Below are 21,062 nucleotides of genomic sequence, written 5' to 3'. Positions count from 1 at the left end.
CCTGCTCCAATTCTCATCCCTGCATCGCTCCTCACCACGCTGTCATTACCCCTGCAGACATTTTCCGCAGATTATCCGTTCCTCAAGGCAGCAAGAACTGCGCCACCACGCTGAGGATACGGGGTCTCAGAAAGAAATCCCAGCAGCGTGGAACTTTCTGCAGACCTCGTTCTCTAATCCCTTGCAAGCGGCTGTAATGGTTGCGAGCGCATGTTTCTTCCTCCTTTGGTGGTTTTGGGCGGACCTCACGGTTCGCCCTTCTTTTATCCGACCAGTCGGAATGTAATTTGCCAGTGCTCCTGTAATTTGCTAATATTTTCACTGCAGTCAGTAGCAGGCTGCAGCGCATGTTTCTTTCCTCCTTTGTGGTTTTAGGGCGACTATAGTCGCCCTTTTTTGCGCGGAGCAGCCTGTGTCCCTCTCAGCCGAAAGACCTTTTACTCTGGTTCATCCCAACGGTGACCGCGTTTGCGGACTCATTCATGAAACCCATACCGACCCCGTCGGTATCTTTCTGCCCGGCTTCGCCTCCAACATGGAGGGCTCCAAATCACAACGCCTCGCCGGCAGCGCACAAGCGCAAGGCTGGTCCTGGGTACGCTTTGATCCGCGCGGCGTCGGGCGCTCGGACGGACTGTTTCAGGCCCTGACGCTGTCCCGCTATCTGGCGGACCTCCAGTTGATTTTGCACATGCTGGAAGATCGTCCAGTGCTCTTGGTAGGTTCCAGTCTGGGTGGTTGGCTGGGCACCATCGCCGCCACCCGCTGGCCAAAACAGATCCGCGCCCTGTTACTCATCGCCCCCGCCTACAATTTTATTCAGGAAATTTTTCGGCGCTTGCCCGCTGACGAACAACAAACCTGGCAGGACACTAACCTGCGCTGCTGGGAAGATCCTTATGGCCTCGGTGAACTGCGCATGCAGTTTGATCTGGTGGCAGACAGTTGGCGCTACGACTTTCTGCGCTTCCCGCCTTACCTGCATTGTCCCGTAGAAATTCTCCACGGCAGTGCCGATAAGGATGTACCCCTTACTCTTAGTTATCAGTTTGCCGCCCGCGCTCATGCACCGGAACTGGCTATCCGCCCCTTACCTGGGATAAATCATCGCTTGCAGGGCGCCGATACGGTGCTCCTGCGCAGCCTGCAATCCCTTTGGACCCGTATTTCCCAAACAGAACATCTGTCCCCTTGACAGAACATTCTCAGCGCCTATCATTAGCACTCGATGGGTGTGACTGCTAACAACACCCAGGATGAATCATCCACTAACCTGTATAAAACGAGGAAATGCTCAATGAAATTGCGTCCTTTGCATGATCGTGTTGTCATCCGTCGTCTGGAAGAAGAACAAAAGACTGCGGGCGGGATTATCATTCCCGATACCGCCAAAGAAAAGCCTGTACAGGGTGAAGTCGTTGCCGCTGGCCATGGCAAAATCCTGGAAGACGGCAAAATTCGCGCCCTCGACCTCAAAGTCGGCGATCGCGTGCTGTTCGCTAAATATGCCGGCACTGAGATCAAGGTAGACGGCGAAGAACTGTTAGTGATGCGTGAAGACGACATCATGGCGGTCGTCGAAAAGTAAGCATTGCTGAATATCCCAACCCTATCCACATATTTTGAGGAGTATTTATGCCAGCTAAACAAGTAGCCTTTGCTGAACATGCCCGCGAGAAGATGTTGCGCGGCGTTAACGTGCTTGCCGATGCCGTCAAGGTCACCTTGGGTCCCAAGGGCCGTAACGTGGTGCTCGACAAATCTTTCGGTGCCCCCACCATTACCAAGGACGGCGTCTCCGTCGCCAAGGAAATCGAACTGGCTGACAAGTTCGAGAACATGGGCGCGCAGATGCTGAAAGAAGTCGCCTCCCAGGCTTCCGACGAAGCCGGTGACGGCACCACCACCGCCACCGTTCTGGCCCAGGCCATCATCCGCGAAGGCCTCAAGGCCGTCATCGCCGGCATGAACCCCATGGACCTGAAGCGCGGCATCGACAAGTCGGTCATCGTCATCGTCGAAGAGCTGAAGAAGCAGTCCAAGCCCTGTAAGACGCAGAAGGAAGTGGCCCAGGTAGGCACCATCTCCGCCAACTCTGATGACTCCATCGGCAAGATCATTGCCGAAGCCATGGAGAAGGTCGGCAATGAAGGCGTCATCACCGTGGAAGAAGGTTCCGGCCTCGCCAATGAGCTGGACGTCGTCGAAGGTATGCAGTTCGACCGCGGCTACCTCTCCCCCTACTTCGTCAACAACCAGGACAAGATGGTTGCCGAGCTGGAGAATCCTTACATCCTCCTGCACGACAAGAAAATCTCCTCCATCCGCGACATGCTGCCCATCCTGGAGCAGGTCGCCAAGTCCAGCCGTCCGCTGCTGATCGTGGCTGAAGATGTCGAAGGCGAGGCGTTGGCTACCCTGGTCGTCAACACCATGCGCGGCATCATCAAGGTCGCTGCGGTCAAGGCCCCTGGCTTTGGTGATCGTCGCAAGGCGATGCTCGAAGACATGGCCATTCTGACCGGCGGTCGTGTGGTTTCCGAAGAAATCGGCATGAAGCTGGAGAGCACCACCCTCGCCGACCTCGGCCAGGCCAAGAAAATTGTCATCGACAAAGAAAACACCACCATGATCGATGGCGGTGGCCAGCAGAGCGAGATCAAGGCCCGTGTTGAGCAGATCCGTCGCCAGATGGAAGATGCCAGTTCCGACTACGATCGCGAGAAGCTCCAGGAGCGCGTGGCCAAGCTGGCTGGTGGCGTTGCCGTCATCAAGGTCGGTGCCGGTTCCGAGATGGAAATGAAGGAAAAGAAGGCCCGTGTCGAAGACGCCCTGCATGCTACCCGTGCGGCCGTCGAAGAGGGCATCGTTCCCGGCGGCGGTGTGGCGCTGGTGCGTGCCCGGCATGCACTGGAAGGCTTCAAGACCGCCAACCACGACCAGGACATGGGTGTTGCCATCATCCGTCGTGCCATTGAAGAGCCATTGCGTCAGATCGTCGCCAATGCTGGCGGTGAAGGCAGCGTGGTGCTGAACAAGGTCGTGGATGGTAAAGACGGCTACGGCTACAACGCCGCCACCGACGAATATGGCGACATGTTCGAAATGGGCGTCATCGATCCGACCAAGGTCACCCGCACCGCGTTGCAGAAGGCCTCCAGCATTGCCGGCCTGATGATCACCACGGAAGCCATGGTCACCGAACTGCCGAAGAAAGACGACAAGTCCGGCGGCGACATGGGTGGTGACATGGGTGGTATGGGCGGCATGGGTGGTATGGGCGGCTTCTAAGCCCTTACTCCCCGACGTCTGTAGCGTCAGAAAGCCGGCCCTTCGGGGCCGGTTTTTTTATGGGTCATGCGCCGAGGGTTAGGCGTCGACGCCACAGCGGACATTCAACTGCCAGAAGTAGCACGGCGTTTTGTCGCGGGGCGGCTTGATTGCTTGGTTGTGCGCGGCTCGGCCAGACGGCCTGTAACGTACTTGTGAAGAACGCTGGCGATAAGCGTTTGGTACGGCATACCTTCCTCAAGCGCTTTAACTTGAATGTCGCTCAAATCGCCAGAAGACAGGCGGATGTTGACCCGGCGATCCTTAATAGCCGTAGCGCGCGCTGCTGCCTTGAATTTCGCTAGCTCGGCTTTCGTGGCAACGGACTTCAGTTGGCCTTTCTCAAAGGCAGTGAGAACTTCATGTTCGTAGGCATCAATTTTCGGCATCTGTTTCACCTTGATTCAAATAGTCCCTGGTTGCCTTGCGGTTCGGTATTACGGTCTTGAGGAAGAAATAGTCTTCCTCTTCGACAAACGGCACCAAATAGACGTAGTTGTCGCACGCGACTACGAGAACGCGCTGCCTGGGGTATTTCGCCTGGTTCGGGTGAACCAAGATGTCCAGCAACCCGCCGGCTTCGATTGAGACAACAATGCTCTCAAACGAAATACCCCGCTCTGCTTTGACGGCCTCGTTCTTCTCTGGACTCCAGCGAAATGGTTTCATGAAAAAAGTTTACGCCACTGTGTGCCTTTTGTCACCACACCACCGTGCGTACGGGACCGTACACGGCACCAGGGAGACCTCCCGGGGTAAGACACGTCACTTTCGCTGCGCGAGCGCCGGATTTACAAAGTGTATCCATACTGAACCGCCCCAACCGCGTCGCCCTAAGCTACCCACCCCCCTCCCCCTGTGGCAGAATGCGCCTAAAAGGAGCATCCATGACCCACCCTGACAGCCACAACAGCACCTACCCCCTCAACATCAATGGGGTGCAGCGCCATCTCCCCCTCTTCAAAGTGCAGCCGGACCTGGCCATCGCCGTCCTCAACATCCTCGGCGATACGGAACTGACTGAGGCCGCGGCCCACGCGCTGAACGGGCGCATGGCGGAACTCTCTTACGATGTGATCGTCACCGCCGAGGCCAAGAGTATCCCCCTCGCCTACGCTCTGTCGGTGCACAGTGGACGTCCCTATATCGTCCTGCGCAAGAACTACAAGTCCTACATGGGCGAGGCTTTGTCCACCGAAACCCTGTCCATCACTACGGGCAAGCCTCAGACCCTGTATCTGGATGCCAAGGATCGCGCGGTGATCAACGGTAAGCTGGTGGTGCTGGTGGATGACGTGGTGAGCACCGGCTCCACCCTGGCGGCCATGCGCGCCCTCATGGCAGAGGCTGAGGCGGAGATTGCCGCCGTCGCCGCCATCTGCACCGAAGGCGATGCGGCACAATGGTCTGAGGTGATCGCCCTGGCGCACCTGCCCATCTTTCCCCTCTCCGCGTAAGGACCGGCCCATGCCCACCTCACCTATTCATGTCCTGACGGCGCGCCAGCGCTGCGATCTGGAACTTTTACTAACCGGCGCTTTTGCTCCGCTGGAGGGTTACCTGGATGCAGCGGACTGGCAGTCCGTACTACAGGATATGCGTCTGAGTAATGGCGCGCTCTGGCCCATCCCCGTGGTGCTCGACGTCAGCGAGGCGCTCGGCCAATCTTTGGCGGCAGGAGACACTTTGCGCCTGGAGCGCAGTGATGGCACCCCCCTCGGCTCCGTTGCCGTCAGCGACTGCTATCATCCAGATAAGTTGCTGGAAGCCGCGGCGGTTTATGGAACGACCGACCCCAGCCATCCGGGTGTGGCCGAGTTGCTGGCGCGCGGCACTTACTACGTGGCGGGGCGCGTGTCGGCCTGGGATGCAGACACGCTGACCCGCGCCGCCGCCGTCGAATTTCCGCCCGAGTATCAGACCCCGGCCATGCTACAACAGCACTGGAGCGGGGCGCATCCGGTAGTCGCCTTTCAGACCCGCAACCCCCTGCATCACGCCCACATCGCCGTGACCCAGGCGGGACTGGAACAGGCCGGGGCAGGTGCGCGGCTACTGCTGCACCCGGCTATCGGCCCTACCAAGCCCGGCGATGTGGAGGCGTCCTACCGTATGCGCGTGTATCGTGCGGTGCTGAGCCATTATCCCCAGGCGACCGCCCTGCTCTCGCCCCTGCCCCTGGCCATGCGCATGGCCGGGCCACGGGAGGCGCTGTGGCACGCACTGATTCGCCGTAATTATGGCGCCACCCATTTCATCATCGGCCGTGGTCATGCCGACCCGGGCGCAGCGGCGGGCGGTCTGTTCTACCCGGCCTTTGCGGCGCAAGAGCTTTTTGCCCGGCACGCCAGCGAAATGGGTATCACCGGTATTTTCCTGCCCGAATATGCGTATTCCCAAACCCGGCGCCGTTATGTGCCGATGGAAGAGGCCAACGGCGAGGCCCTGGCGGGCATTTCCGGTACAGAATTGCGGCGACGACTGGCCAGCCGGGAGGACATCCCCGAATGGTTCTCCCCACCGGAGGTCATTCAGATATTGCGCCAGGCCTACCGCGGTGCAGACCGGCGCGGACTGGTCATCTGGTTTACCGGCCTGTCTGCCAGCGGCAAGAGTACCCTGGCCGGGATGCTGGCCCGCACTCTGGAGGCGGGTGACGAGCGCGCCGTGACCCTGCTGGATGGCGATGTGGTCCGGCGTTTTCTGTCCAAAGGACTGAGTTTCAGCCGCGCAGACCGCGACGAGAATATCCGCCGCATCGGTTTTGTCGCCAGTCTGGTGGCGCGCCATGGTGGCATTGCGGTGGTCGCTGCCATTTCGCCCTATCGTCAGGCCCGCGCCGATGCGCGTCGTCTGGTGGAAGAAGCCGGTGGTCTGTTTATCGAAGTCCACGTGGCCACCCCGCTGGAGGTCTGTGCCGAGCGCGATCCCAAAGGCCTTTATGCCAAGGCCATGCGCGGCGAAATCACCGGCTTTACGGGTGTGGACGACCCCTACGAAGTACCGGAGCATGCGGAGTGTGTATTGGGCGCCAGCCTGCAAAAACCGCCGGTGGCGTTGGCGACACTGATGGGCGTGCTGCGCCAACTGGGTGCGGTGACCGCTAAGCCGACCGTGATCGCGGCGCGCAAAGAAGCATGAGCATGTTACCGGCGCACACAGCTTAAGGTTCAGCAGATGGACACCTTACAACTCGCCGCCGCCGCCCGGTGTCTGGACCGCCAGCTCGCGCAGCAGGCCATCCAGGGCATCAGCGATGCGCCGGGCGGGATTTATCTGCACACGGCCAAAGCACATCTTGCGCTGATTGTGCAGCGTGCCCCTCTGGGGCTCTGGCAAGACCCTGCATTCCATAAGTCGGATGCCTTAACCACCTGGAGCAGTCCACTCAATCAGCGTTTCGCGGGTTTTCGCATTCAGCGTATCAGCGTGCCCTGGGCGGATCGCATCGTGCGCATCGATTGCAGCCGCATCCATATCAGCAAGCGGGTGGACCAGATCAGCCTGATTGCCGAGTGCTTTGGCGGACGCGGCAATATCGCCCTGCTCGATGAGGCGCAACATATCCGCTGGGCTTGGCGCTGGGACAGCCTGGATGGCAAGGCCGCGCCACGCTTCCTGCCCGGCATTGCTTATGCACCACCGAAAGACAGCCAACCCTTTGCTCAGCCTTTACCGACTGCCGCCTGGCTGCGCCGCGTGGCGCCCCGTTATCGCCCGCAGCACACGGCGGATCAGGATGCCATGCAGGAGGCCTGGTCGCTACGCTCAGATCCCTGCGCGTCCTGGTGGCGGCAAGCAGTGGATGCAGACAACCCTGTCACCTACCCCCTACCCATATTCGACTTGGGGCCGATGCAGGAGATTCCAGCGCCGGAAGCACTGCACTTTGTGCAACCCACAGCCCATCCCCAACCTTCCGCCCAGGAACGCGCCCGCACTCAGCAATGGGAGCGCCTGCACCGCCGCATCCAAAAAATGCGCCAGGATATGACGCGCTGGGAGGACCCGGAGGTCTATCGCACCCAGGCCTTCGCCCTTTTTGCCCTGCCCGACGCGATGCCGTCCGCCACGCAGCTCAGTGCCCCGGACCACACCTGCGTCACCGGTGCAACACTCACTATTACCGTGACGCCGGGCAAGTCGCTGCACCGGCAGGCGCAGTGGTACATGCAGCAGGCACAACGCAGTCAGCGCGCGCAACGCGAAATCGCCACCCGCCTGCAAGAGATGGAACGGCTGCTGCAAGACCTTACGGAAGCGACGGGGGGCGAGCAGACCGGACCGGCAACGGGATCATCAACCGCCGCAGGCCCGGCACCCGTAAGATCCGCGAATAACGGAAAACCGGATGTTAGCGACTTCAACCGCACGGCAATAGAGGGCTTTACGCTCCTCTGGGGGAAAAATGCAAAGGAAAATGACCGCCTGACCTTCCGCAGCGCCAAGCCTTGGGACCTGTGGTTTCACATTCAGGATTTAGGCGGCAGCCATGTGGTGTTGCGCCGGGAGAACAGTCAGACGCCCGTACCCGAATCGGTGCGCGTCGCCGCGGCACGCATTGCCCTGCAACAGAGTCAGTCCCGCGCCATCAGCGGGGAGGTGGACTGGACGGAAATCCGCCATGTCCACCGCAAGCCGAACGGCGGGCCGGGACAAGTGACCTATCGCCATTTTCAGAGCATCCGGGTACGGCGCGACGGCTAATATAATCATCTAAAATCCTTGATTAGTTTGACCGACTGTCTCCCGGAATTGCATCTTCGTCCAATGCTTGCAGAATGGGGCAACTATGGCGCTGGCGGGCATCCCCGCTTTTGCATTCCTCGATCAGGTTCGTCAGAACGGTCTCCAGACCTTGTAGTGACTTGATTTTTTCCTGAACTGAATGGAGCTTGACTTCGACGTGGTAGCGCATGGCGGCACACACTTCTGCATCGCCTGTACGTAACGCGAGCAATTCCCGCGTCTCCTGCAAAGTAAATCCCAGGGCTTGGGCATGCTTGATAAAGCGTATGCGCATCACCACTTCGGAGGCATACCGGCGCATCCCGATGGTGGGTTTTGCAGGCTGTTTGATGAGATTTTCGCGCTCGTAGAAACGTACGGTCTCCACATTAACACCGGCAGCCTTGGCCACCTGGCCGATGCTGAAACCAGATCCGTCTCTTTGCCTGTTCATATATGGCTCCCATAACTTTCGGCAACGGATACAACCGAAACCCGTTAGTGATCTCACTACGGCATCAAGTTGTGCCCGCTTTTGTACCACCCCGGCTGAGAAACTGGATCCGAAGGCGGTTTACCATCGTGGTTCCAATAATCCATTATCCCGCGCAGCAGGATAATTGCGAGACATCTTTGGTGAAGGTTTGGGCACAGAGTTTCAATCCCTCCACCATGGTCAGGTAGGGGAAAAGCTGATCGGCGAGATCCTGAATGCCGAGACCGCCACGTATGGCTAGTGCGGCTGCCTGGATGATTTCTCCGCCTTCTGCGGCGAGAATCTGCGCACCCAACAGTTTGCCGCTATGCTTGTCCGCGACCAGTTTGATGAATCCCCGTGTATCAAAGTTCGCCAGTGCACGGGGTACGTTATCGAGGGTCAGTGTGCGGCTGTCGGTGGTGAATTCCTGCTGTGCCGCTGTCCGCTCGTCCAGCCCCACTGTAGCGACTTGAGGATCGGTAAATACGACGACAGGAAGCACCCGCAAATCCAGGCTGGCATCGCCGCCCAGCAGATTGATGGCCGCCCGGGTGCCGCCCGCCGCGGCGACGTAAACGAACTGAGGATGGGTCGTGCAATCACCGGCAGCATAAATGTGGGGCACACTGCTTTGCATGTGCGCATCCACCGAAATGGCCCCGGATTTGTTGGTGATTACCCCGATCTGCTCCAGTCCCAGATCCGCCGTATTGGGCGTGCGCCCGGTTGCCACCAGCAAGCGATCCGCGTGGATTGTCTCAGCGCCTATGCTGACCAAAAACCGGCCCTTCTCGTAATGCACCGACGTGGGAACGGTGTGCTTGAGCACGCGAATTCCCTCTTCCTGAAATACGGCCTCCAGCCCCGTACCCAGTGCCGGATCGTCTTTGGACAGGAGTGTGCTGCGCGCCAGCAGAGTGACTGCGCAGCCCAGTCTGCGAAAGGCCTGCGCCAGCTCCACCGCGACAACCGCCCCCCCCAGAACGAGGAGATGATGCGGCAATTCGGGCGCTACCAAGGCTTCCGTTGACGTCCAGTAAGGCGTTTGCGCCAGACCCTCAATGTCCGGGCAGTGCGCATGGGCACCCGTCGCAATCAGAAAACGATCCGCCTGGATCCGTTGTTCCGATCCGTCGGCAGCGCGCACCACGAGGGTTTTGGCATCGGCAAAGCGGGCATGCCCCTGCACAAAGGTGATGTCCGGATGCGTAGCCAGCACATGGGCATATTTGGCTTCACGCAGCTCAGCCACACGATCCTGTTGTTGCTCGACGAGGGCGGCGCGATCCACGCTGGATACGCTATGACTTAAACCACGAAAAGGATGGGCACGCTGCCATTGGGCCATCTGCGCGGCACGGATCATGATCTTGGAAGGCACGCAGCCGACATTGACACAGGTGCCGCCCAGCGTACCGGATTCAATCATGGTCACCCGTCCGCCCCCTTCCGTCACCCGGATGGCGGCAGCAAAGGCGCCTGATCCGGAACCGATAATGGCGACATGAAAGCCGGTAGCATCGGCATTTTTTGCCGCCATTGCCACCGGAGTGCTGGCATTTTCAGGCAGCGAAACACCGTAGCCCGCTTTGTTGATGGCGGCAGCAAGCACTTCCATGGATACCGGTTCGGAAACTTCGATCTGTGCCTGCTCTTTCGGAAAAGCCACCTGTGCCAATGCGACGCCCGGAACCGCGCGCAACGCATTTTCCACCATCTGAGCACAATGATTACAGGTCATGCCCGTAATGCCCAACATCATCGCTTTATTCATCTAAAACATCCTCAAAAATAGATGATCCAGAGATTATGGCTGTACTACCGAGGCGGGATAGCCGACCTGACGGAACACGTTCAAAAGGGTAGGAACCTTGACCGCCTTCGGGTCGTACTGCACCGTTACCGTCAGCGCCATATCCCGGATCTGAATTTTCTTCACGCCGTGCAAACGATGCAGGGCAATATAGATGGACGTATTACAGGCCTTGTCGGCGCAGGTCATACCCGGCACCTTAAATGTGGTGCTGGCCATGTCGGTTGGGGCCACAGCATGCATTGTGCTGGCCGCAGACGCAGGCATAGTGACGCTGACACCAGTGATCAAGGCTATCGTACAGAGCGACGCCAGGATTTTTTGAATAGACACTTGGGCATCCATAAAAATATCTCCTTTTATAAACGGTGAGAGCGGCCTGATTAAGGCATCAGAAGGCGAGGTAGCACATGGGGCAACGCCAGAGCGATGAGCACCAGAATGGTACCCGCCCAGAGCAGAGGGGTCTTCCATCGTTCTCCCGGCGCACAGGTGCCGCAGGCCACCCCTTTATTCTCCCGATGGTTTTGTATATGGGCGTAGACCAAAAAAGCCAGTGCCAAAATATCCAGATAGGGTGCGTAGGGCCCAAGTATCCGCAGGTTGGCCATCCATGCGCCACCGATACCGGCGACGATCAGCAACAGGGGCAATACACAGCAGGCCGATGCTAAAAAGCCCAATACCACAGCCAAGAACAGACCCCATATGCCTTTTCCCGCAGATGCAGGCGCTCGCTGTACTGCTGCGGCGCAGGCTTCTGTCGCTTTGCCAGGTTCCGTCTTGACAGTCATGGTCACCTCCAATCTACATACTGGTCATACGTTGCATGACTCATGATCGTAGACACCGTACTATAGTACGGTGTCAAGGCATTCTTTTGCGCCAATGACTTCCGTAGCTGTTTATTCTCTACTTCACTCTGCCACGCTACGCACCCCAGGGGTGCCCGCAGGCTTCCCACCATGGGCATTGGCCACCGCATAAAGCGCTGGCTGGAAGGTACCCATCGTCTTGACACTCCCGCCGATCCTGACTAAGGTTGGTACCAACCGATCGGTATGTAAAACTGACGGCAGGGGGGCAACCATGGCACATGCGTTTTGGTCCTTGGAGAAACCATGCCGGCCCTGCAATTTTTAAGAATGTCCGACCGTCTGGTATGTAATAAAATGAGGAGGGACGCATGTCCGAATTAAAAATCCATCATTACAAGCAACCTGCCGGAGGTTGGGGCGCGTTGCGGGCTTCCATGCAGAGCCTGCAGCATCAGGGAATTCTGGCCGAAGGTACCACCCTGCTCCTCAAATCCAATCAGGCGGAGGGTTTCGACTGCCCTGGTTGCGCCTGGCCGGACCCGGACGCCCACTCCACATTTGAGTTCTGTGAAAACGGCGTGAAAGCCGTGGCGGCGGAGGCCACCAGCAAGCGGGTGACCACCGACTTTTTCGCGCAACATACGGTCAGCTGGCTGGCTGAACATGACGATTATTACCTGGAAGAACTTGGTCGCCTGACCGAGCCGATGTTTTACGACGCCGCGACCGATCACTATGTGCCCATCAGCTGGGAGGCGGCTTTCCAACGTGTTGCCCAGCATCTGCAAGCGCTTAAATCGCCGCATGAGGCGATTTTCTACACCTCCGGGCGCACCTCCAACGAGGCGGCGTTCCTCTACCAGCTTTTCGCCCGGGAATTCGGCACCAACAACATGCCGGACTGCTCTAATATGTGCCACGAGCCCACCAGTCTGGGCATGCCCGAATCCATCGGTATCGGTAAAGGCACCGTCACCCTGGAAGACTTCGATCATGCCGATACCCTCCTGCTCTTCGGTCACAATCCGGGCACCAATCATCCGCGCATGCTGGGCACTCTACGCGATGCCGCCAAACGCGGCTGCCGAATACTGGTTTTCAACCCGCTACGGGAGCGTGGTCTACAGCGCTTTGTAAATCCGCAGAATGCCAGAGAAATGCTCATCAAGCACGGCACGGAAATCGCCACCCATTACTATCAACCGCGCATTGGCGGCGACTACGCCATCGCGCTGGGGATCGCCCGCTATGTGCTGGAACAGGGCACCCTGGATCAGGATTTTATCGACACTCACACCCAAGGCTTTGAATCCCTCAAGGAAATTGCCAGCAACACACCCTGGGCGGATATTGAGGTGGAAAGTGGCCTGACCCATGCCGAGTTCATGGAAATCGGCAAAATCTATGATGAAGGCAAGGCCGGCATAATCACCTGGGGCATGGGAATCACCCAGCACAAGCACGCGGTGGCGACCATCCAGATGTTGGTCAATGTGCTCTTGCTCAAAGGTAATATCGGCAAGGAGGGCGCCGGCGCCTGCCCGATTCGCGGCCACAGTAACGTCCAGGGGGATCGCACCATGGGTATTTGGGAACGTCCGGCACCGGATTTCCTGGATCGTCTCGCCAAGGAGTTCGATTTTGAACCGCCCCGCGAACATGGTTATGACGTGATCGGCAGCATCACCGCCCTGGAAGAGGGATGCGCCAAGGTCTTTTTTGGCATGGGCGGCAATTTTGCCAACGCCACACCCGACACGGCCCGTGTCCATAAAGCCCTGCGCGGGTGTGCGTTGACCGTGCATGTCACCACCAAGCTCAATCGCTCGCATATCGTCCATGGGAAGGAGGCAATCATCCTGCCCTGTCTGGGACGTACCGAAATTGATATTCAAAACGGTCAACCGCAGGGGGTGACGGTGGAAGATTCCATGAGCATGGTGCATATCTCCCAAGGTATGCGCGCTCCGGCTTCACCCCACCTGAAGTCCGAATCCGCCATCATCGCGGAGCTCGCCGAAGCGACGTTGCCCCAGAGCAAAACGCCATGGCGCGAGATGGTCGCAGACTATGACCGGATTCGCGACCGTATTTCCCGCGTTGTTCCAGGTTTTGAAGACTTCAACGACCGCGTCCACAAACCGCGTGGTTTTCATCTGGATCTGCCGCCGCGCTCCCGGCGCTGGACCACCGCATCCGGCAAAGCCAATTTCATCGCGCAGGCGCTGAAAGCCATCACTGAAGATCGCTTTCAGCCGCAGACGGCAGCGCGGATATTTAATCTCATGACCATCCGCAGCCACGACCAGTACAACACCACGATCTATGGCTTAGAAGACCGTTATCGTGGCGTTTCTGGCGCCCGCAACATCTGCTTCATGCATGCCGCTGACATGGCGGAACTGGGATTCCAGCCGGACCGTCCGGTGGACATCACCTCGCACTGGCGGGATGGCGAGCGGGTCGCCCGGAATTTCGTCTTGGTGCCCTACGATATCCCGCGGGGCTGCGTGGCCGGATACTATCCCGAGCTTAACGTGCTGGTCCCCCTCTCCAGCCATGCGGACCGGGCCAACACCCCCACCTCCAAGTCCATTCAGGTGACTTTTGCAGCGGCGGGTCAGTGTGACTGAAACCACCCCTGAAGAAAGCGCGATGGAAAACCTGGTGATCGCCCTGATGCAGGCACTATGTGCTGAGCAGGTGCTGTCGCTCGCGAAAACCGGCAAGCTTCTGGGCATCCGTCGCAGCCAACTGGAGCGACTCCTGTTGCTCCTCGGTCATACCGATAGTTGGGGCGGCATAGACTACGTGGCCCAGGCAGAACGGCGGGGGCGCCCCGTCATCATCCTCACTGAAAAAGGACGGGCGCTATGCGCACAGATGCAGGCCTCGGCGGAATAAGTTGGTCTCCGGCGACGGTGCTGGAAAGCCAGTGCGTGCCCTTGGTACACGAGGAAGCCATACTGCAGGAAGCTGCCATTTCGCTGGTGATCAACGGTGATCCCTACGCGGTGATGATGGCCACGCCAGATCATCTGGAGGACTTTTTTTGTGGCTTTCTATGGAGCGAAGGCGTACTGCGGTCCCAGGAGGAAATCATCGCCTGGGAATCGGTACATGTGGCCGAGGGTTGGGCACTGTATATTCAGCTCAGCTCGGCGGCAGCGGAACGCGTCGAACATAAGCGTCGCTGCGTGATCGGTGGGAGCGCTTGCGGACTCTGCGGGACACCCTGCTTCACCGGGCTGGTGCCTTTCCCGTCCCTGAAACGGGATCTAGTGACGACGGATACGGAGGCCATTCACGCGCTCCTTGCCACCATGCAGCAACAGCAGGATTTAAATCAGACCACCGGAACCGCACACGCCGCTGTTTTAGCTACGTCCCTTGGCATTCTGGTCCGCGAGGACATAGGACGCCACAATGCCGTCGACAAAAGTATTGGTGCTGCGTTGCAGCAGGGCATTGCCTATGGGCAGACCACACTGCTGGGCGTTTCTTCCCGACTCAGCTTCGAGATTGCCCTCAAGGCTCTGGGCTTTGGCATACCCGTTGTGGCGGCCATCTCTGGAGTCAGCAGCCTGGCCATTCAACTGGCCGAAAGCCATGGTCTGACCCTGATCGGTTATGCCCGGGACAGGCGTATGACGGTCTACGCCCACGGTGAAAGAATCCGCGGCTGTAGCGGGTCGATTCCCATGAATTGCTGATTTCACCCCTCATCACCATCCCTTACATACTGGAGATATACCCATGGATGTTCGTGCTGCCGTTGCTTATGGCGCCAATCAGCCCCTCGTTGTTGAAACCGTGCAACTCGAAGGACCACGCGCCGGCGAAGTGCTGGTGGAAATCAAGGCTACCGGCGTTTGCCATACCGACGCCTACACCCTCTCGGGCATGGACCCCGAAGGTCTGTTTCCCACCGTGCTGGGTCATGAAGGCGCGGGCGTGGTGGTAGAAGTCGGGCCGGGGGTGCGCTCCCTGAAGCCCGGCGATCATGTCATCCCCCTTTACACCCCAGAATGCCGGGAGTGTGAATACTGCCTGAGCGGCAAGACCAATCTCTGTCAGGCCATCCGCGATACCCAGGGGCGAGGTCTAATGCCCGACGGCACCAGTCGTTTCTCGGCCAATGGCAAGCCGCTGTACCACTACATGGGCACCAGCACCTTCGCCAATTACACCGTGTTGCCGGAAATCGCCCTGGCCAAAATCCGCGAGGACGCACCCTTCGATAAGGTTTGTTATATCGGCTGTGGCGTTACCACCGGTATCGGGGCAGTGCTTTATACGGCCAAGGTCCGTCCTGGTGACAAGGTTGTGGTTTTCGGCCTTGGCGGTATTGGCCTCAATGTGGTTCAGGGCGCACGCATGGCAGGGGCGGACATGATCGTCGGCGTGGACATCAACCCCGGCAAGCGCGATCTGGCCGAAAAATTCGGCATGACCCATTTCGTGAATCCCAAGGAGGTCGAAAGCGATCTGGTTCCCTATCTGGTCAACCTCACCAAGGGCGGCGCCGACTTCAGTTTCGAGTGCATCGGCAACACCACCCTAATGCGCCAGGCGCTGGAATGCTGCCACAAAGGCTGGGGCACCAGCATCATCATCGGTGTCGCCGGTTCCGGACAGGAAATCAGTACCCGCCCCTTCCAACTGGTGACCGGACGCAACTGGCGGGGTTCCGCCTTCGGCGGCGCCAAGGGCCGCACCGACGTGCCGAAAATCGTCGACTGGTACATGGAAGGCAAAATCCATATCGACGAGATGATCACCCATACCCTGCCATTGGAAGAGATCAACACCGCTTTCGATCTCATGCACGAGGGTAAGTCCATCCGCACCGTACTGACCTTCTGAGGCAGCAGATCCCGCTTTGATCCGAGGATAAACGTAACTGCATCGGGATTTGCTCCGATACTGGGTGGGCATGGGGATGCATGACCGTGCTCGCCGTCCTTAAAAAAGGAACATCAATGACTACAGCCGCACTTAGCCCTTCCAATGGAAATGACCCACTGCTCAAAGTACCGAAAATCACCGCATATTTCTGGATGGCGAAACTCCTGACCACCGCCATGGGAGAAGCCACATCGGATTTTCTCGTTTTCCACACGAACCCCTATCTGGCCGTGGTAGGTTGTGGGTTATTGTTCCTGGCCGCTATCTGGCTACAGATGCGGAGCAATCAATATACCACGCACTATTACTGGTTTGCCGTAATCATGGTGAGTATCTTCGGCACCCAAATAGCGGACGTCACCCATGTCGTGCTGGGCGTTCCCTATGACATCTCGACATCCGTTTTTCTGGTTGCCTTGATCGGGATTCTGGGGGCCTGGAAACGCAAAGAAAAAACCCTCTCCATTCACAGTGTGCATACACCTCGGCGAGAGGCATTCTATTGGGCGACCATCGTAGCCACCTTTGCCCTGGGCACCGCCGCAGGTGACATGACAGCATCGAGCCTGGATTTAGGCTACCTTGGATCGGGTTTACTATTTGTCCTCTTGTTCGGCATTCCCGTCGTCGCATACTTCATGTCCGACCTTAACGAAATCGCCGCCTTCTGGATAGCCTATATCTTGACCAGACCGCTGGGGGCTTCTTTCGCGGACTGGACAGACAAGCCGATACGGTTCGGTGGCCTTGGTCTTGGCACGGGTCCGGTGAGTATATCGCTGACGCTGGTCATTTTGATGCTGCTCAGCTTCCTGATAATTTCCAGAGTAGATGACCCCAACCGCGCCCAAAAAATAGAGGTGCGCTGATAAGCCGCTGTTAAAAAACAAAGATGTAATTGCTAGTTATGAATTTCTGAGAATATATTTATAGAGCAAAAAACATCCCAACAGTCTCAATTTATGTCTCATGGAGAAGCGTTCAGGAAGAGCACGCGAGATTAACGTGCGCCTATGCAAAAATCTAGAATTTGCTTATACCACGCTTATACGGCTGGGCCCAGGCAAGAAAAAGGACCTACCGCACCTTGGTAGATCCTTGATTTAATTGGTGGGCCCGCACGGACTCGAACCGTGGACCAAGGGATTATGAGTCCCCTGCTCTAACCAACTGAGCTACAGGCCCTAAAGAAAGGCGTGGAACGCGCCGATATCCACGCCTGTATACAGCAAAAGCATACATCAGGACGGGATCGTCACCTCACCGTCCACAAAACTGCGCAACCGCTCCGATCGGGAGGGATGACGCAGTTTACGCAGTGCCTTGGCTTCAATTTGGCGAATACGCTCACGAGTAACGTCAAACTGCTTGCCAACTTCTTCTAGCGTATGGTCGGTATTCATCCCGATACCAAAACGCATACGCAACACCTTGGCCTCCCGCGCCGTCAAACCATTATCGAGCAGCTCCTCGACCACCTCGCGAATCGCCGCATTAACGGCAGAATCCGCTGGCGCCGTCACGTTCCGATCCTCAATGAAATCACCCAGATGCGAATCTTCATCATCACCAATGGGTGTCTCCATAGAGATGGGCTCTTTAGCAATTTTCAATACCTTGCGAATTTTATCCTCAGGCATCTCCATCCGCTCTGCCAACTCTTCAGGCGTCGGCTCGCGTCCCATTTCCTGAAGCATCTGCCGGCTGATCCGATTGAGTTTGTTGATGGTTTCGATCATATGTACCGGAATACGAATGGTCCGCGCCTGATCCGCAATACTCCGCGTAATGGCCTGCCGTATCCACCAGGTCGCGTAAGTCGAGAATTTGTAGCCACGCCGATATTCAAACTTGTCCACGGCCTTCATCAAGCCGATATTCCCTTCCTGAATCAGATCGAGAAACTGCAAACCACGATTGGTATACTTCTTGGCAATAGAGATCACCAGACGCAGGTTGGCCTCGACCATTTCCTTCTTGGCACGCCGTGCCTTAGCCTCACCAATAGACATCAATCGGCTGGCCTCTTTGATCTCAACAACCGGCAAGCCTGCACGCTTCTCAATGTTCGCCAGTCGCTTCATGATCGACACGATATCATCACGGAACTCGATCAAACGAGCACTGTAAGAAAATCCGCCGGAAATTTGCTGATCAACCCAGCCTACATCGCTTTCGTGACCAGGATAGCTGCGGACAAAATCCTTACGCGGAAAACGTGCACGTTCAATGCACAGTTCCATCAGCTCCCGTTCGCACTGACGTACCTCTTCGGTCAACCCGCGCAGCGCATCGGTCATGACATCGATCTGACGAACGTTGAGCTTGATTTCCAGGAAGCGCTCCGCAAGCTCACGACGCTGCTGCTGGTAAGCTTCCCCATGCATTTCACCATCAGCATAGCTGACGAGTAACATGGTGTAAGCAGCGCGAATCACTGCAAAACGTTCCAACGCTTCTTCGAGTTGCGGGCCTTTGTCTACTTCGACATCACCGTCTTCAGATTCTTCGTCGTCGTCCTCAACCTCAATCTCGTCGCCGCCCACCAGTACGGCATCCTCGTCCGCGCTAACCGCTTCCGCGTCCAGCGCATTAGGATCGATAAAGGCGTCGACCACTTCATCCAGGCGTGTCTCACCGCGCTCCACCCGATCGGCCGCGTCCAGCAAAAGAGAGATGGTCGTCGGACAGGTCGATACCGCCCGCAACACCTGCATCAGACCGTCTTCAATACGCCGGGCAATCTCGATTTCACCTTCACGGGTGAGCAGTTCGACGCTGCCCATCTCGCGCATGTACATGCGCACCGGGTCACTGGTCCGCCCGATATCCGCCTCGACCACAGCCAGGGCTTCTTCGGCGGCCTCTTCCGCTTCCTGGGCGGCGACCACAGAGCCGCCCTCCCCATCGAGCAGGGTCTCGCCATCGGGGGCTTCTTCGAAGACCTCAATACCCATGTCATTGATCATGGAGATGACATTTTCCATCTGCTCGGGGTCGAAGACCTCTTCGGGCAAATGATCATTGATCTCGCGATAGGTCAGATAGCCTTGCTCTTTACCGCGCGCAATAAGCCGCTTCAGCTCAGACCGCTGAGATTCATTATCCACTGCACTCTCACCGTCTCTCATAACCACCCTGCACTCGCGGAAAGCCGCATATTATATAAGAAAAACCACACGCCTGGAAAGGTGTTATCGTCACAGACCTGCATCCTCAGCCTTTTCCTGCATTTATCTGGCTCAAACATCCTTCCGCCTGCCGCGCCGGGACAAGCGTACCATCTCTGCTCGCTCCTGCTCGGAAAGTGCGCTCAAACCACCCTGATCCGCTGCCCGGCTGATAAAGTGGCTGCGCGCTGCAGCAAGACGCTGATTGATCCGCGCCACACAGCCCGAAATTTCAAGCTGCATCGGCGCACCATCTTCTACGCCGCCGGTATGAGTCATCACCAACGCATAGCATACTTCCGCATGTTCCGATGCCGACAATTTCGCGAACAACTCGTGAGAACTTAAATGGGTCATGTTGGCCAAAATATCAAGTGCCCCCGCCAGATTTTTTACCGTAGGCTCACTGTCGAAGAGAAACGGCAGCAAATCGCGATCCAGCGTCTGCCAGGCCGGGTCCTCCGGGTGATGCAGCAAGAGTCGCAACGCAGTTTTGTAAAGGGATGGCCCTTGGGTCGCGTTGGGCGACGCTTTGCGTACCACGCGCGACGCCGCCCGCCGGGTAACCGGGGCTAACCCGCAAAGATCCTGCACCCGTTGCTCATAGACCTCACGCAGGATCGGATCGCTCACCCGCTTCAGAAAATCGCGCGCTGCATGCAGGAAAAGAGCCTTCTCGTCTTCTGCTGCAAGATTGTGTCGGTGTTGCAGATCCTCCAAAAAGAAATCAATGGCCGGGCGTGCGCCCGGAAGTAATGATTCAAACGCCGCGGCCCCGTGCTGACGCACCAGTGAGTCGGGGTCCTCCCCATCGGGCATGAACAACACCCGCAGCAGACGCCCCTCGCGCAGATGCTCCGGCGCCATCTGCACCGCGCGCCAGGCGGCATTACGCCCGGCATTATCGCCGTCAAAACAAAGCAGCACCTCGGCCGCCGCCCGGAAGAGCATCTCTAACTGGCTATCACCCAGGGCAGTCCCACTCGCAGCGACGGCATAGTCAACGCCCACCTGGTGCAATGTGATGACATCCAGATACCCTTCCACCAGCAGAACCCGCCCAGCACGACGCACGCCTTCCTTCGCCTGATGCAGACCATACAGCACCCGGCCCTTGTGGTAGAGGGCACTTTCCGGCGAATTAAGATATTTGGGCTCGTGGCCGTCAAGACTGCGCCCTCCCAGCCCCACCATTTGTCCGCGCCCATCGCGGATCGGAAAAATCACCCGGCCGCGAAAACGATCATAGACCGAGCCATCGTCGCGACTGCTGACCAATCCCGCTCCCAGCAACTGCCGTCGCGATGACGCATCATTGCCAAGTTTTTGGCTCAGAAACCGGGCCGCTGGTGGTGCATAACCCAGCTCAAAGCGCGCGATAGTGTCGGCATCCAATCCTCTTTCACGCAGATATTCCTGGGCCGGTAGATGTTCTGCGACCATGGACTGGTAAAGGGCGACAGCTTTTTCGAGAATGGCACGCAGTGGCCGGAGGTCTTCCTGTTCGCCGGTCGGACTGTCTTCAGGCAGGGCAATGCCCGCCTCCTCGGCCAGCGTCGTCACCGCTTCAGGGAAAGAGAGCCGGTCATGGGCCATCAAAAATCCGATGGCATTTCCATGCGCGTGGCAGCCAAAACAGTAATAAATCTGCTTATCCGCGCTGACAGAAAATGAGGGGCTTTTTTCCTGATGAAACGGACAGCAGGCCCAGAAATCCTTGCCCTTTTTCTTCAGCGGCACGCGGCTGTCGATAAGGCGCACCAGATCGCTGTGCTCCAGTACGGCATTGACAAATGTGGGGGAAAAGTTGGCCATTC

At 57.8% G+C, this 21,062-nt stretch carries 19 protein-coding genes and 1 tRNA gene; 11 read left to right on the top strand and 9 right to left on the bottom strand.

What is annotated here, in order from left to right; all coding sequences use genetic code 11:
• Positions 1-412: 412 nt before the first annotated feature.
• From H2515_RS04620 to groL, 3 genes are all read left to right on the top strand, one after another.
• Complete coding sequence (locus H2515_RS04620) at positions 413-1,195, top strand: alpha/beta hydrolase (protein ID WP_035195116.1); 783 nt, start codon at positions 413-415, stop codon at positions 1,193-1,195.
• 102 nt (positions 1,196-1,297) lie between these two features.
• Positions 1,298-1,588 (top strand): co-chaperone GroES, encoded by a 291-nt coding sequence (gene groES / locus H2515_RS04615; RefSeq protein ID WP_014029644.1) that lies wholly within the window; start codon positions 1,298-1,300, stop codon positions 1,586-1,588.
• Between the two features lie 47 nt (positions 1,589-1,635).
• Complete coding sequence (gene groL / locus H2515_RS04610) at positions 1,636-3,291, top strand: chaperonin GroEL (protein WP_014029645.1); 1,656 nt, start codon at positions 1,636-1,638, stop codon at positions 3,289-3,291.
• Positions 3,292-3,395: 104 nt separating this feature from the next.
• Here the strand turns inward: groL and H2515_RS04605 are convergent, their stop codons facing one another.
• The gene (locus H2515_RS04605) at positions 3,396-3,719 is read right to left on the bottom strand and encodes a hypothetical protein (protein WP_014029646.1); all 324 of its coding nucleotides are present in this window, start codon (positions 3,717-3,719) and stop codon (positions 3,396-3,398) included.
• Positions 3,706-3,999, bottom strand: coding sequence for a DUF4258 domain-containing protein (locus H2515_RS04600; protein WP_014029647.1), 294 nt, complete (start codon positions 3,997-3,999; stop codon positions 3,706-3,708). The genes H2515_RS04605 and H2515_RS04600 overlap by 14 nt, the downstream gene beginning before the upstream one ends.
• A gap of 218 nt (positions 4,000-4,217) precedes the next feature.
• Here H2515_RS04600 and H2515_RS04595 point away from each other — a divergent pair, with 218 nt between their 5' ends.
• From H2515_RS04595 to H2515_RS04585, 3 genes are read left to right on the top strand one after another with little or no spacing between them, the layout of a single operon-like run.
• Complete coding sequence (locus tag H2515_RS04595) at positions 4,218-4,787, top strand: phosphoribosyltransferase family protein (RefSeq protein WP_035195117.1); 570 nt, start codon at positions 4,218-4,220, stop codon at positions 4,785-4,787.
• 10 nt (positions 4,788-4,797) lie between these two features.
• Positions 4,798-6,471, top strand: coding sequence for a sulfate adenylyltransferase (gene sat / locus H2515_RS04590; RefSeq protein ID WP_198661000.1), 1,674 nt, complete (start codon positions 4,798-4,800; stop codon positions 6,469-6,471).
• Positions 6,472-6,507: 36 nt separating this feature from the next.
• A complete protein-coding gene (locus H2515_RS04585) occupies positions 6,508-8,037 on the top strand; it encodes an NFACT RNA binding domain-containing protein (RefSeq protein WP_198660999.1) in 1,530 nt (509 codons plus the stop codon).
• Positions 8,038-8,059: 22 nt separating this feature from the next.
• On the opposite strand, the gene H2515_RS04580 is transcribed toward H2515_RS04585, so the two are convergent.
• From H2515_RS04580 to H2515_RS04565, 4 genes are all read right to left on the bottom strand, one after another.
• A complete protein-coding gene (locus H2515_RS04580) occupies positions 8,060-8,512 on the bottom strand; it encodes a MerR family transcriptional regulator (RefSeq protein WP_198660998.1) in 453 nt (150 codons plus the stop codon).
• Between the two features lie 145 nt (positions 8,513-8,657).
• On the bottom strand, positions 8,658-10,310 hold the full coding sequence (gene merA / locus H2515_RS04575; protein ID WP_198660997.1) for a mercury(II) reductase: 1,653 nt from the start codon (positions 10,308-10,310) through the stop codon (positions 8,658-8,660).
• 33 nt (positions 10,311-10,343) lie between these two features.
• Positions 10,344-10,694, bottom strand: coding sequence for a heavy-metal-associated domain-containing protein (locus tag H2515_RS04570; RefSeq protein WP_035195122.1), 351 nt, complete (start codon positions 10,692-10,694; stop codon positions 10,344-10,346).
• Between the two features lie 38 nt (positions 10,695-10,732).
• A complete protein-coding gene (locus H2515_RS04565; protein ID WP_065414002.1) occupies positions 10,733-11,143 on the bottom strand; it encodes a mercuric transporter MerT family protein in 411 nt (136 codons plus the stop codon).
• A gap of 392 nt (positions 11,144-11,535) precedes the next feature.
• Here H2515_RS04565 and H2515_RS04560 point away from each other — a divergent pair, with 392 nt between their 5' ends.
• The 5 genes from H2515_RS04560 (at position 11,536) to H2515_RS04540 (ending at position 16,944) form a co-directional block, all read left to right on the top strand.
• The gene (locus tag H2515_RS04560; protein ID WP_198660996.1) at positions 11,536-13,800 is read left to right on the top strand and encodes an FdhF/YdeP family oxidoreductase; all 2,265 of its coding nucleotides are present in this window, start codon (positions 11,536-11,538) and stop codon (positions 13,798-13,800) included.
• Positions 13,793-14,071 (top strand): hypothetical protein, encoded by a 279-nt coding sequence (locus tag H2515_RS04555; protein WP_232821547.1) that lies wholly within the window; start codon positions 13,793-13,795, stop codon positions 14,069-14,071. Before H2515_RS04560 ends, H2515_RS04555 begins: the two co-directional genes overlap by 8 nt.
• Positions 14,041-14,880: a formate dehydrogenase accessory sulfurtransferase FdhD gene (gene fdhD / locus H2515_RS04550; RefSeq protein ID WP_198660995.1), complete on the top strand. Its 840-nt coding sequence runs from the start codon at positions 14,041-14,043 to the stop codon at positions 14,878-14,880. Before H2515_RS04555 ends, fdhD begins: the two co-directional genes overlap by 31 nt.
• Before the next feature lie 43 nt (positions 14,881-14,923).
• Entirely contained in the window at positions 14,924-16,033 is a 1,110-nt protein-coding gene (locus H2515_RS04545; RefSeq protein ID WP_014029657.1) for an S-(hydroxymethyl)glutathione dehydrogenase/class III alcohol dehydrogenase, read from the top strand.
• Positions 16,034-16,113: 80 nt separating this feature from the next.
• Positions 16,114-16,944 carry a COG4705 family protein gene (locus tag H2515_RS04540; protein ID WP_232821546.1) on the top strand — a complete coding sequence of 277 codons (831 nt, stop codon included), beginning with the start codon at positions 16,114-16,116 and terminating at the stop codon, positions 16,942-16,944.
• A gap of 239 nt (positions 16,945-17,183) precedes the next feature.
• Here the strand turns inward: H2515_RS04540 and H2515_RS04535 are convergent.
• From H2515_RS04535 to dnaG, 3 genes are all read right to left on the bottom strand, one after another.
• Positions 17,184-17,260 (bottom strand) — tRNA-Ile (locus H2515_RS04535).
• A gap of 56 nt (positions 17,261-17,316) precedes the next feature.
• On the bottom strand, positions 17,317-19,185 hold the full coding sequence (rpoD, locus tag H2515_RS04530; RefSeq protein ID WP_304363960.1) for an RNA polymerase sigma factor RpoD: 1,869 nt from the start codon (positions 19,183-19,185) through the stop codon (positions 17,317-17,319).
• 132 nt (positions 19,186-19,317) lie between these two features.
• Entirely contained in the window at positions 19,318-21,060 is a 1,743-nt protein-coding gene (dnaG, locus tag H2515_RS04525; RefSeq protein ID WP_198660994.1) for a DNA primase, read from the bottom strand.
• Between the last annotated feature and the right edge of the window lie 2 nt (positions 21,061-21,062).

The sequence above is a fragment of the Acidithiobacillus ferrivorans genome, from assembly GCF_016250455.1.
Taxonomy (GTDB): Bacteria; Pseudomonadota; Gammaproteobacteria; order Acidithiobacillales; family Acidithiobacillaceae; genus Acidithiobacillus; species Acidithiobacillus ferrivorans.
This window is presented reverse-complemented; position numbering and strand designations above follow the sequence as displayed.